This window comes from Paenibacillus sp. FSL R10-2782 (assembly GCF_038592985.1).
GTDB classification, from domain to species: domain Bacteria; phylum Bacillota; class Bacilli; order Paenibacillales; family Paenibacillaceae; genus Paenibacillus; species Paenibacillus terrae_C.
Window position 1 is genome coordinate 597,766 of record NZ_CP151951.1, and the last position, 13,141, is coordinate 610,906.

A 13,141-nucleotide genomic window follows, 5' to 3' on the forward strand; every position below is an offset into this window, starting at 1 on the left:
GGAATTGGTCAGAATGACGTTGCAGATTATCTGATAATCTCGCATTAATCATGCAAGTTGAGCTTGACATATGCCTACATGCCCTGTACATCCGTACATTAAAGCAGCCTAGACTTTTGTACACTACAAAGTAGAAAACGATCCAACAGGCCTTGACGGTATACTGAATAACGGAATTTCAACTCAACGAGCAGCATACACGACAACGCACTCATACAGTTTACGGTTTCTGCACCTTCACTTCTCGTATGCCCTCATTTGGATTATTTTAGCAAATAAAGACTTGCCGGACAAACCTTATGATTTGGATGTCGATGTCGCCATTAGATCACGAATGAACTGTATCAGCTTTTTTAATTGCTCTTTTCAGGTCCTGCTTGCGACGTTCCTCCAAATACCGCTCCCCATTCTTCTTGTCTGCTGTCAGCGTAAAGCAGGAAATGATGGTAAACAGACCTGCAATGGAACCCAGAATTAAATAAGTAATCGGGAAATTCAGAACTTCATACATATGTCCGACAATTGGCGAGAAAACGGAAACCACCAGGGAGCCCATAAACAAATACAGCAGGTACATGGTGGAGGACAACCGCTGGTCAAAGTTAACGGTAATGTACTTGAAGATGGCCACCAGAATAAGCGGTTTCTCCAGGGAGTGAATCATCTTCATCGCAGCCACCCATATGGCACCGAATGGCAGCGAAGAACCGATAATACGCAACGACATAATCGCCCCGGCAATAATTAATGCCCATTTGGCGGTCGTTTTGTTCACAAACCAAGGGGTAACAAACAGGAACACAAATTCCAGGAAAACCTGCACAGCGCTCAAATCGCCAAGGAATTGATTTCCTTCCGCTTTGGAACTGAATTGCGATACGAAATATGTGGCAAACTGCTGGTCATATACCTCATAAATTTGGGTCACGCCCACCATAAATAGCATAAGAAACCAGAATTTTGTGGTACGTACGAGATGCAGCACATCCATTAGCTTCAACGATTCTGTTTTCTGCTGCTCCTGTCCGGAAATTTCGACTTTGGTCAGGAAGATACAGATCATAGCAACAACGGCGGATACGGAGGCAATCCAGAAGGTCAGATTTACATTGATATTGATGACCCGTCCCGCAACAAAAGTAGCCGCCGCCCACCCAAGTGAACCCCACATACGAACCCGTCCGTATTCAAAGCCGTATTTGCGCGAAACTTTGTCCATATACGAATCGACGACACCGTTACCTGCATTAAACACCAGGCCGATAAATAGCGCACCGACAATGGCACCAATGACGAACTGCGTTTGAAGCAATGGACCGTACACATAGATAAAAAAGGGTCCGACGAGCAAAAGGATCGTAAAGAGTATGTACAGCAGATGTTTTCTCAAGCCCAGCTTGTCGGATAAGTATCCGAACAGGGGCTGCATGACCAAGGCGACGATTGAGTTAGCCGCGTATAGAAACCCCGTGTAGGTTTCTGAAATCCCCAGGCTCTGCCCCAGCCAAATGACAAAAAAAGACATGGCCGCAGACCATGTAAACAGATAAGCGAAGTTAAAAATACTAAGAGACCAATAGTTGCGTTTTGCCAAATTCATCATGTTCAAGCACCCCTTCAAAGTGTAGCCGCTCAATGTGTTGTAAACGTGATTATGCATTGTCTTTACTATTAATTGTAAGGATTACTCCATTGAATCCATAGGGCACTTTTCCAAGATTTCCTGTGCTTTTCGCAATCAGTTGCTGGATTCTATAGCAACACAAAACAGCCTAACGACGTATATACATCGTTAGGCTGTTTTGTGTAATCGGGTGAGTATAGGGAATTAATTAAAAGATCTAGCCCGGTAAATACCGAGTTAAGGCTGTATCTGGTTAATTACAAATCGTCAAATCCGTTGTCGTCTCCGACCTTGCCGTAATTGCGCGATTTTGCTTCAAAGAAGTCAGTTTTTGTCGCGTTCAGCGCTTCATCCGAGAACGGCTTGATCCAAGGCATACAATTTACGTCTACGCCTTCGTAGGCTTTGTCCATACCAAGCAGTCTCAGGCGCATGTTCGCCATGTACTTGATATAATCGCCCAGTTCGTTCAGGTCGATGCCGCGAACCTCTTTGAGCGTGTAGTGCGCCCAGTTGGTTTCCAGCTCGACTGCTCGGTCGATCATGCGGTAGACATAATCTTTATTTTCCTTCGTGTCCAGCTCAGGAAAATCAGACAGCAATTGCTTGAACACTTCGGCAAAAAAGTAGCAATGCTGATTTTCATCCCGCTGAATATACGAAATCATTTGGCTGGTCGACATCATCTTTTGGTCACGGGCCAAATTATAGAAGAAAGCGAACGTACTATAAAAGAAAATGCCCTCCAGAATCAGGTCCGCCACCATCGCCTGGAAAAAGGTTTGCGGATTTTGCTCATCACGGAACTCCTGGTAAATGTCCGAGATGAATGTGTTGCGCTCCAGCAGTACGGGATCATTTTTCCAATATTCAAAAATTTCCTTCTGCTCCTGATCTGATACCAGAGAGGATAGCACGTAGGAGTAGGACTGGTTATGCACGACCTCCTGCTGCCCGATAATAGCTGACACAGCTTCCAGTGAAGAATCGGTAAAGTAGCGTTTTACATCCCCGACAAACATCGTTTGCATGGAATCCAGCACGGCCAGCAGGCCGATGTTGATTTTGAACGTGCGCTGTTCTTCGGCATCCAGTGTAGGGAATTGAGATGCGTCCTTGGACATCGGGATTTCATCCGGAATCCAGTGGTTGAGCAGCAGCACCTTGTACAGCTTGTACATATGCGGCATGCGGATATCGTTCCAGTTCAAGATACCGGAATTTTCGCCTTCAATAATGCGGGTAGAGCGGTTAGGCGCTTCCGTGTTAAATATCTTTTGTAACTGCATGGGAGATTCTCTCCTTCTTTATATTAGGATGCACAGCTATCGCATTCTTCAATCGTCAGTGCGCGACTGCGTACATAATAGGTTGATTTCATACCTGATTTCCAGGCGTGGATGTGCAGTTCCAGGAATTCAGTAGCTTTGATATCCGGGCGCACATACAGGTTAAAGCTTTGGCCTTGGTCAATATGACGCTGACGGGCAGAGGCCATGTTGATCGAAGCATGCTGATCCAGCAGGAAAGCCGTTTTGTAGTACCAGATTGTTTTTTCATTCAAGTCCGGTGCAGGGTTAGCAATCTTGTAGGTTGTTTTCTCTTCATAGGAAAGCAACTCATACAATGGATCAATGCTGGCCGTAGAACCTGCAATGATGGACGTGGAACCGTTAGGCGCGATGGCGAACAGCCATGCATTGCGAACACCGTTTTGTTTGACTTCTTCGGCAAGCTCACTCCACTCGGACGTGGTGACAAATTTACCTTCACGAGTACCGTCCGTATAACCACGGGATGTGAAATAATGCCCGGAAGACCAGTCAGAGCCTTCAAATTTGGCATAACGGCCTTTTTCCTTCGCCAGCTCCATGCTCGATTTTACAGCCAAATAGTTAATTTTTTCGTATAAATGATCGTTATAGGTTACCGCTTCATCGGATTCCCAACGGATGCCTTCGAGTGCGAGCAGATGATGAAGTCCGAACGTACCCAGACCGACTGCACGATATTGGCTATTCGTATATTGTGCTTGCAGCACCTCAATGTTGTTGATATCAATCACGTTATCCAGCATACGTACCTGAATCGGTACGAGACGATCCAGCACACCTGCCGGAACCGCGCGAGCCAGATGGATGGAGTTCAGGTTGCAGACGACAAAATCGCCAGGGATTTTGGAAATGACAATGCGTGTTTGTCCATCCTTGGTGACTAATTCCTCTTTTTCCACCACGGTCGCCGATTGGTTTTGCATAATTTCCGTGCACAGGTTGGAGGAATATACCATACCGTGGGCGCGGTTCGGGTTCGCACGGTTTACGGTGTCGCGGTAGAACATGTACGGCGTACCTGTTTCCAGTTGTGACTTCATCAGGCGCTTCATAATGTCGATGGCAGGCACCGTAATGCGGGAGAGAATTGGATGCTGTGACGCTTCCTCATACTTCTCGCGGAAGGAACCTGTACCAAAGCCTTCATCGTAAAAATCCTCCAACCCCAGTGGACGGCCGTTGTCATCCTTCCAGTCCATGACCTTCTTCACTTCATGCGGGCAGAACAGATTCCATTCGCCACGAGCTTCCACCCGCTCCATGAACAAATCAGGCAGACATACGCCATGGAAAACATCATGTGCACGCATGCGCTCGTCACCGTTGTTCAGCTTGAGGTCGAGGAATGCAAGAATGTCTTTGTGGAATACGTCCAGATAGACGGCAATTGCGCCTTTACGTGTACCCAGTTGGTCTACGCTGACCGCTGTATTGTTGAGCTGGCGAATCCACGGGATGACGCCGGAGCTTGTATTTTTGTGTCCACGGATGTCGGAGCCACGCGCTCGTACTTTACCAAGGTATACGCCAATGCCGCCGCCCATTTTGCTGAGACGGGCTACATCGGTGTTGGAATCGAAAATGCCTTCCAACGAGTCGTCTACGGTGTCGATGAAGCAGCTGGAGAGCTGTCCGGCGACCTTTTTCCCGGCATTGGACATGGTTGGCGTAGCCGCCGTCATGTACATATTGCTCATCGCCCAGTAAGCTTCCTTCACCAACTCCATGCGCTTGTCGGCAGGCTCCTTGTGCATCAGGTACATTGCGATGATCATATAGCGTTCCTGCGGCAGTTCCATTACGCGTCCGTCAAAATCGTTCGCCAGATAACGCTCGGACAGCGTCAACAGCCCGATATAATCGAACAGCAGATCATTTTTCGGCAAAATGGAGGCACCCAGCTCGTCAATTTGCTCCTTGGTGTAGTAGTCGAGCAGCTCTTGACGATAGATGCCTTTCTTGACCAGCTCGGTAATCAGCGGATAAAAAGCGCCGTAAGGCTCGTCCGCATAGGATTTGTAACGGCGGTGAGTAGCCGCCTTTTTATATAAGGAAGTGAGCAAGGAGCGAGCAGCGGCGAATTTCCAGTCCGGTTCTTCCTTGCTGACCAGTTCAAGCGCAGCCATCGCAAACGCGTTGCTGATTTCGTCGCCCGTGACTTCGTCCCGGCGCAGCTTGCTGGTTACACCGCGAATCAGGCGATCTTTCTCCAGCTTGTCCAATCCGCTGAGCATACGATCGGCATAAACGGAAATACGTATTTCATCAAAAGCCAACTGGCGGTTGTTTGGTTTCGTTACGAGTTGTGGCATAGGATTAATTCCTCGCTTTCCTGACTTGGGAGATAAACTTGAAAATAAATGACAGTGAAAATGAAAAAACGACGCTGAAAATGCCCGGGTTGCTTGCTTGGTTCAGACAGCATTTTGGGGCTGTATGTAATCCAACAACATAGAAATAGCGATGCGCTTGCCAATGAACGGGCGTCAAAACGGTTCCCATGCAATTTATTGGCTACATCACTACATTTAGACGTATTGTAAATATTTAACCCAATATGTTGTGTTGAGAAACTTAAAATTTCAAATAAGCGCAAGGAGTATTATAGCAACATTTGAAGCCATACGTAAAGGAAAAGGAATGGAAACGCCCAAAATGCAGAGAAGTCGCGGGTTGTATTTGAATTGAGGTCGTGTGAACGGTACAATGAATGATAAAGGTGTTTCCTACAGAAACAAGCAGCATACATATGGACTATTTTTATGAGATAAGGTTGCTTTATCGGACATAGGTTTTAGATTTTTAAATTTGTGACGATTTTTAAATTAAAGGGAGGAACTCGGCGATGGCTATTGCAGAAGTGACCGTAATCCCGATTGGAACAGGCAGTACCAGCCTGAGCGACTATGTTGCACAGATGCAGAAAGTGCTGAAGACGCAAAAAGGAATTACTTACGAACTTACCTCCATGAGTACGATTATTGAAGGTTCGCTGGACGATGTGTTCACCGCTATCGCTGCGCTGCATGAAGCGCCATTCCTGTCAGGAGCCAAGCGCGTTTCCACCTCGGTCAAAATCGATGATCGCCGTGACAAAGCTTCCTCCAGTCGCCAAAAGCTCCGTTCCGTCGCAGATAAACTGTCCGGCACCGGGACAGGGAACGTTACCGAATTAAATCCAAATCCTAGTTGATAAAGTGGATGTAAGTGATTGATTTTTATGTAAGGAAGAGTATAATAGTTTTTGTTGTCAGTTACGCTGACCTGCTGGTGTAGCTCAGGGGTAGAGCAACGCACTCGTAATGCGTAGGCCGGGGGTTCAATTCCCTTCACCAGCATTCTATGACACTCAAGCACAGCGCGGCTTCCAAGCTTTTTGGAGGCCGCGCTTTTTTGTTGGAGCGAGCCTTCTTCACAGCCTAACTAATGTTGGCACAAATAGCGTCCACCGGATATGAACATGGGTGAATATTACGGAGCGCGAAGAAGGTGTGGACATTGTAATATATTCATGGGCCATTCTCTCAGTTGTATAGCCTTTTTTCTAGATATATGTTCCAGTCTAGTAAAAACTAGTTGTTCGTCCATGTCTAAATCTAACAATATGCATACACTGAACTATCTTTATAGGGAGGTGTACGTATTGAGTTGTTCAGACAAAAAAAAATGTTGTAAAGGAAAAATCAAAGCTGGATTCCCTTGGAAGAGAAAAAGGAAAAGACAAGAACAGTGCCGAAAAGTTATTAAGAAGATAGTAAAGGTAAAATGTCCCCCACCAGAAGTGAATATTACTACTCCGACAGTGATTGGTCCTACGGGTCCACAAGGCATACCAGGTTCTCAAGGAGTACCTGGACCGGCTGGAGCTATAGGCCCACAAGGCTTTCCTGGCGCTATAGGAGCAGTAGGGGCGGCTGGGCCAACAGGAGCCACAGGTCCAACTGGTCCAGCGGGAGGTCCGGTCGGACCAACAGGTGCTACAGGAGCAGTAGGGGCGGCTGGGCCAACAGGAGCCACAGGTCCAACTGGTCCAGCGGGAGGTCCGGTCGGACCGACAGGTGCTACAGGAGCAGCAGGGGCGGCTGGGCCAACGGGAGCCACCGGCGCTACAGGAGCAGCAGGGGGTGTATTGGGATTTGCAGATTTTTTTGCCTTGATGCCTCCTGATAATGCAGCAACTGTTGCTCCGGGTACAGACGTAAGTTTTCCGCAAAATGGCCCTACCAGCGGGACTACTATTACCCGAACCGGTCCTAGCTCTTTTAATTTAGCAGCAATAGGGACTTATCAGGTGCTCTCTCAGGTTAGCGTAACCGAAGCGGGACAACTCATCTTGACACTCAATGGCGCTGATCTCGCCTATACTGTAGTCGGACGTGCAACAGGTACATCGCAAATCGTAGAAATGGCTATAGTGCAAACGACGGTCATTAATTCCATACTGACTGTTCGAAATCCTGCTGGCAATTCTACTGCACTTACTATTACTCCTCTCGCTGGAGGAGCAAGATCTGTTTCAGCACATCTTGTTATCACACAATTAGCATAGCAAGATATCTTGCATCTAGATAATCTAGAAATTTGCTATCTTTAACTGGACGGCTTTTCTTATGATCATAATTAAAAGAAGGACATACAAACGTCCTCCTCTTCCTCCAGAGTATCCCTCGGCAGAGATAGCGGCCCGCCACGCGTGGCATTTTGCAGACATCCGCTATCAGCGTGTCTTATGGAGGTTGTTTCAGAAACCATTGACCAGCTACGCTCTATGGATAGCATGACTTTTTTGCTTAGTGAACTGCTATGGTTGGAAGGGGAGGGACGAAGTGACATCCCGTTGAATCTCGTGAAGAACAAAGGATAACATTTACAGGGATTTTTGTCGTAGAAGGAATCGTTATATTGTTCACCGAATGAAATATTGAGGTGATCGTCTTGAAACGTACGTGTGACATTTGAGGATTATGGCGGAGTGGTGGAGGAGATTACGCCAGAGTCGGTTAAGATCGCCAGTAAAGATTTTATACGAGAACAGTTTGAATTCCGGGTAGACCTAACGGGAGGAGAACAATTTGAATGATCTTAAAACCCCGATTTTAAAAGAAACATTAAAGCACATGGAGAGGTTAAAGGTAACGTTTTCACTCCCTTCCAAGGCAGACGTAGGCTTTAAATTCAGTGTTACGTTCGGGACTCGTTTTGCATAAAGTTGGGCGGAGGCATGGGTACAGCGTGACTCCCAAGCTTTTTGGAGGCCACGATTTTTTGTTGAAATGAGCGTAATTACATAAATATTCCAGGGAATTGTTTAGCGATTGCGTCAGTGATCATATCCGCCATCTCTAACGCTTCCGCCTCGATTTTATCATATACCTGAACACTTGTTTTATAATCCTTGGTGATCATGGAGACAGCCTCTGACTTTGTTAAGGCTAAGTGTTCGTAGAACATTTTCCTAAATTCTTCTTTAGGTAGATAGGGATTGATGCGGCTTAAAAATTCGGAGATTTCATCGGCGTTGGAGTACCACTTTTTTTCTGTGGCTGCAACCAGATTTTGATCTCCTGCTATGGCTGCTTTAACAAGATCCGCAGCAAGGACTAAATGTTCCCTAATTAAGTTACTGTATGTTTGAGCAACATGATCACCATAAAAAGGTCGAAGTGAATTCCCCATATCTGTTGCATTTTGAAGAAGCCGGGCGGTAACCACGTTCACATCAGGTAAATGAAAGACCAAGCTAAGGATAGTCATCCTAGTCCAGGCTATATGTTGTTCCCACAGCATACGCATGAAGCTTTTCAATTCAACCTTCGCCTTGCTTACACGTTGAGGATTTTTGGTCATTAGATGAGCAGGTGTTACTTGATCCGATCGCCAATAATGATCGTATGGTTGTATTACATAAGGAAATACACCCGTTGAATAAGGAAACACACTTTTTCACTCCTTGTTTCCATAAATTTGTATACCACATGCATCTGCATATATAGTGCTACATTATTCGAACTTATATGGTTGGGTGAATGTCCATTAAAAAAGTAATCTTCTAGCAGAACTTCTAAACAACCTCTGAATTAGGTTAGTATTAGGCGTGGGATTCGATATACATAATGACAAGGCATATTCCATATGACTAAGTAAGTGCTTTTTGCTCACATAGAGGAGGGATATGATTGGATGCCTTCGTTGCACGCTCATTAGATGAGATACGGTTTTGGTCCAGGATCATGAAGGCGCATTCATTTTTTCTGGGGTTAGGTTTTAGAGCTGAAGATACTCAACTCATTACAGAAGCCCATCAGTTTTACGCTATTTTTGAGGATATTGAGAGAAGATCACACGATTTTAATATCCATACAGACCCTCACACAATCAAAGAGTTTAATACGGAGGTCCGGAATGCGGCGACTCATATTTGGGCGTTTAAGAGAATGGTATTGGGCCTTATATTGCAATGCAAGCTTCCCGGACAAACAAATTTCCCTTTACTGGTAGATCATATAAGCCGGGAAGCGAATTATTTTAGAAACCGTTTAGAGGAACTCAATTCAGGAAAGCTCGAACCATTACCCGATGCAATTATCGATGAAAATGTATTTTTCTTGAAAATCATGGCCGATCATGCAAAATTTATAGGCCATTTGCTAGATCCATCCGAACGTAAACTGGTTGAACAAGCTAGGGAGTTTAGTAATGATTTCGATACGCTGATGTTTCAAGCGATTGATTTAAGTCATATGCGGCCTCAGTCACAAACCGTTCCACTCTTAAGTCAATTTGTTGATGAAAATCGTGTCTCTGTTAAGTCCTTGCGTGATTTTAAGAAAACAGCGCGTGATTTAATCGACGAATGCCGAATAAAGAGCATTATCCATCCTTTATTAGCCGATCATGTATTTCGTGAAGCTGAGCGCTTCCTTTTTATTCTCGATATGTTTGATCAATCTTTATCAGGTGTTAAGGTGAACAAGAAAGAAATCATGCACTGATATGCTGTCCCTGCTGGTGTATCATAAATAATTAAAACGTTATGAGAGGTCGGCATTAACAACTGGGCCTTTTGAATGCATAGGTTATCAGGAAATGAGAATTTTCTGAGGGAAGTGGGCATCTTTTTTAAGGATGCCCACTCGATCTACTTTGTAGAGATCGTTTTATATTGTCGTCGTAGAATTACAGATAATACACCTCGATGTACTCCTGATGGGGATGGGACATCCATTAGGGTAGCCATGGATATACTGAAAAAACAGGGGCTTCGATGATGATACCCCAAATGTTCAAATTTAAAAATTCATGGGTAACTCCTTGGGGAGATAATGGACTTGGCTACTTACCTTATGATTATCGTGTTCAAAACCAAGCGGAACATTTCTTTTTTGAAGCGTATAGGGCAACTGACTATAAAATTTTTTAGAATTACAGTTATTGTAATATGTGGACGCTGAAAAGCGTTTCTTTTTTATTTCTGTGTTTTAATAAGGGGGATTCTATCCAAAAGAATATATACCCCAATTATCGAATTGGATACAATAATTCTAATGAAAGGAGGCTGCATGGCGATGAGTAATACTTACGAAATGCTCGAAGAGCGCATATCCCTTTGGGGACTTTCTAATGAAGAAATTATTGGTTGGAAGGCACTTATCGTATCTTTTGAGTAATTCAACCGGTTATCCTCTGAAGTGGTAGCTAAGTATAACTTTACGTATCCGGATCACTTGTTTTCCCATATTCAAACCTGGTTAGGGGTGCAACATGATAAGCATAGATAAAAAGTCGGACACCGTAATCGTTGTGCTGCATGAGATTTATGGGATTAATCAGCATATACAGAATATTTGCAGACTATTATCGGATCAGGGTTATGACGTCATTTGTCCAAATTTACTGGGAAGAGAAACACCTTTTGACTATTCGCAAGAGGAAACTGCCTACAGAAATTTTATGGAAAATGTAGGCTTCACCCACGCTTCATATCAAATTGAAAGTTTATTATCAAGTATTCGAGATCGCTATAAAAAGGTATTTATCGTCGGATTTAGCATAGGGGCAACGATTGCCTGGCTGTGTAGTGAAGAAAAATATGTTGATGGAATCGTAGGATATTATGGCTCACGTATTAGAAATTATTTGGAAATAACCCCACAATGTCCAACACTGCTATTTTTCCCACAGGAAGAACCATCATTTAATGTGGATGAGCTAATTATAGCTTTAGATAACAGTAATATCAGGGTACATAAATGTAACGGACAACATGGATTCAGTGACCCGTATTCTCCCCGATATAACGTACATTCAGCTCAAAAATCATTTAGCGAAATGGTAGATTTTTTCGATAGAAAGGGGCGCGTCCATGAGTGATGAGGTATCGAAGAAAAGGGCCGAAATGCCGCAAGGAACGCTTACTATTTTTCACACCCCAAGCGACTGCCCTATTTGCCGAAACATATCCCAAACTAAATAATGTCCCTTTTGATCAAATGTCAAGCAGACCAAGGGATTGGTCGGGAATAGCTACTATCTCCAAATTGAAATGAAAGACGGATCAACGAGAAACCTTGCCTATCATATCCAATCTAAAGCTTTCTACCCTGCCCTGGCTCAGCTTGTGGAAGAACAACGTAAACGGATATACGATAAATAAAGGACTACAGTTCTGAATTATCCTTCCCGATCTCTATCGAAAACACCTCTTTAAAACCTCTTTCACCGTCTGTTGTAATTTGGATCGCTCGGGTTTTGGGGAGACGTTGAATCCAGTTTAATTCGAATAATCTGTCCAAAAGAGCATTCCCCAAGGCTCCGGCCAGATGGTGGCGTCGTTCACTCCAATCCATGCATTTATGTGAGAAGGAGCGGCGCTTTTTTTTCGTTGCTTCAAGGTCAATCTGGAAGTCTGCAAAGAACGCCCTCCCTTTTTCAGTAATAGAGAACCCGTCCCGCTCATCCGAAATGTAATCTTTTTGAATGAGAGAAGCCGTTAGCTGTACACCTAGATGACCTGCCAGATGATCGTAGCAGGTTCTTGCCTGACGTATGACTTTGTCTTCGGAGGCATGTTTGAATGACTTGATTGGAACAGGCGGGGCTATGGATAAAAATGACTCCATCATCCGGGCAACTTCGGGGTTTTGAATGCCATAGTAACGGTGCCGCCCTTGTTTCTCCACAGTAACGACTTGAGCCTCAGTCATTTTAGCCAAATGGAAGCTGGCGGTTTGCGGTTTGATGCCTGCCATATGGGCCAGCTCGCCTGCAGGATGAAATCTGCCGTCTAATAAGGCGGTTAATATGGCTGCGCGTGAAGGCTCGCTTACCAGAGAAGCGATCATGGCTACATTTGATTTGGCACTCATGGCACAGTTATCCTCCTTTGTAATCCATACTTCGATGAAGATTGAAATATTTATATTCTACAATAAGGAGGCAGATCTGAACAGATGGAGAAGGGATGATGGATCAAATGAATCAAATGAATCAAATAAATCAAATAAATCAGATGAATCTCAGCCCAGGCATTAAAACGATTAACCCTAGCATTTTATATTACGGAACCCCTGTAATTTTACTCAACACGCTGAATGAGGATGGAACGACCAATATCAGCCCCATCTCCTCCTCATGGGCATTGGGAGATTGTGTCGTACTGGGTATTGGAATAGGCGGAAAAGCATTTGAAAATATGAAGCGGCATCCCGAATGTGTGATTAACGTTCCGGGACCTTCATTATGGGAGCATGTGGAGCGGTTGGCCCCCTACACGGGCAAAAATCCCGTACCGGAGGATAAGCAACAAAATGGCTTTACCTATCAGAAAGACAAGTATGAGATCAGCAGGCTAACTCCGATTGACTCGAATGTGATCAAGCCCAACCGGATCAGGGAATGCCCGATTCAGATCGAAGCCGAAGTGAGGGAAATACGCATTCCTGACCATTCTCCTTATTTTGCGATCATCGAAACCCAAGCTGTACAGGTGCATGTTCATCAGGATATGATCCTCGGTGAGAACCATATTGATCCGGCAAACTGGAGCCCACTCATCTATAACTTCCGCCATTATTTCGGCCTTGGCGAGCAGTTGGGCAAAGCCTTCCGGTCTGAAACCTGATGAATAATTATAATTCACACCTGAATAATAAGAATTATCTTCCCAATTTGTTCTTTTTGTGCG

The 13,141-nt window shown here is 44.7% G+C and carries 11 protein-coding genes and 1 tRNA gene; 7 read left to right on the forward strand and 5 right to left on the reverse strand.

What is annotated here, in order from left to right:
• Window positions 1-328: 328 nt before the first annotated feature.
• The 3 genes from NST83_RS02695 to NST83_RS02705 form a co-directional block, all read right to left on the reverse strand.
• Window positions 329-1,603, reverse strand: a complete 1,275-nt coding sequence (locus NST83_RS02695) for an oligosaccharide MFS transporter (protein ID WP_342416475.1) — start codon at window positions 1,601-1,603, stop codon at window positions 329-331.
• A 278-nt stretch (window positions 1,604-1,881) separates the two neighbouring features.
• Complete coding sequence (locus NST83_RS02700) at window positions 1,882-2,913, reverse strand: ribonucleotide-diphosphate reductase subunit beta (protein ID WP_342416476.1); 1,032 nt, start codon at window positions 2,911-2,913, stop codon at window positions 1,882-1,884.
• Window positions 2,914-2,936: 23 nt separating this feature from the next.
• Entirely contained in the window at window positions 2,937-5,270 is a 2,334-nt protein-coding gene (locus NST83_RS02705; RefSeq protein WP_342416477.1) for a ribonucleoside-diphosphate reductase subunit alpha, read from the reverse strand.
• A gap of 533 nt (window positions 5,271-5,803) precedes the next feature.
• On the opposite strand from NST83_RS02705, the gene NST83_RS02710 reads away from it, so the two are divergent.
• The 4 genes from NST83_RS02710 (at window position 5,804) to NST83_RS02725 (ending at window position 8,165) form a co-directional block, all read left to right on the forward strand.
• Entirely contained in the window at window positions 5,804-6,151 is a 348-nt protein-coding gene (locus NST83_RS02710; RefSeq protein ID WP_137061403.1) for an MTH1187 family thiamine-binding protein, read from the forward strand.
• Window positions 6,152-6,224: 73 nt separating this feature from the next.
• Window positions 6,225-6,296, forward strand: a tRNA-Thr gene (locus NST83_RS02715).
• 443 nt (window positions 6,297-6,739) lie between these two features.
• A complete protein-coding gene (locus NST83_RS02720) occupies window positions 6,740-7,507 on the forward strand; it encodes a collagen-like protein (protein ID WP_342416478.1) in 768 nt (255 codons plus the stop codon).
• Between the two features lie 523 nt (window positions 7,508-8,030).
• A complete protein-coding gene (locus NST83_RS02725) occupies window positions 8,031-8,165 on the forward strand; it encodes a hypothetical protein (RefSeq protein WP_342416479.1) in 135 nt (44 codons plus the stop codon).
• Between the two features lie 76 nt (window positions 8,166-8,241).
• Here the strand turns inward: NST83_RS02725 and NST83_RS02730 are convergent, their stop codons facing one another.
• The gene (locus tag NST83_RS02730; protein WP_342417854.1) at window positions 8,242-8,805 is read right to left on the reverse strand and encodes an acetylglutamate kinase; all 564 of its coding nucleotides are present in this window, start codon (window positions 8,803-8,805) and stop codon (window positions 8,242-8,244) included.
• Window positions 8,806-9,134: 329 nt separating this feature from the next.
• Between NST83_RS02730 and NST83_RS02735 the strand changes: the two genes are divergently transcribed.
• The gene (locus tag NST83_RS02735) at window positions 9,135-9,950 is read left to right on the forward strand and encodes a DUF2935 domain-containing protein (RefSeq protein ID WP_342416480.1); all 816 of its coding nucleotides are present in this window, start codon (window positions 9,135-9,137) and stop codon (window positions 9,948-9,950) included.
• 769 nt (window positions 9,951-10,719) lie between these two features.
• Window positions 10,720-11,328, forward strand: coding sequence for a dienelactone hydrolase family protein (locus NST83_RS02740; protein ID WP_342416481.1), 609 nt, complete (start codon window positions 10,720-10,722; stop codon window positions 11,326-11,328).
• A gap of 287 nt (window positions 11,329-11,615) precedes the next feature.
• On the opposite strand, the gene NST83_RS02745 is transcribed toward NST83_RS02740, so the two are convergent.
• Window positions 11,616-12,323 (reverse strand): winged helix-turn-helix domain-containing protein, encoded by a 708-nt coding sequence (locus tag NST83_RS02745; protein ID WP_342416482.1) that lies wholly within the window; start codon window positions 12,321-12,323, stop codon window positions 11,616-11,618.
• A 116-nt stretch (window positions 12,324-12,439) separates the two neighbouring features.
• Between NST83_RS02745 and NST83_RS02750 the strand changes: the two genes are divergently transcribed.
• Window positions 12,440-13,078 carry a flavin reductase family protein gene (locus NST83_RS02750; protein ID WP_342417855.1) on the forward strand — a complete coding sequence of 213 codons (639 nt, stop codon included), beginning with the start codon at window positions 12,440-12,442 and terminating at the stop codon, window positions 13,076-13,078.
• Window positions 13,079-13,141 lie beyond the last annotated feature (63 nt).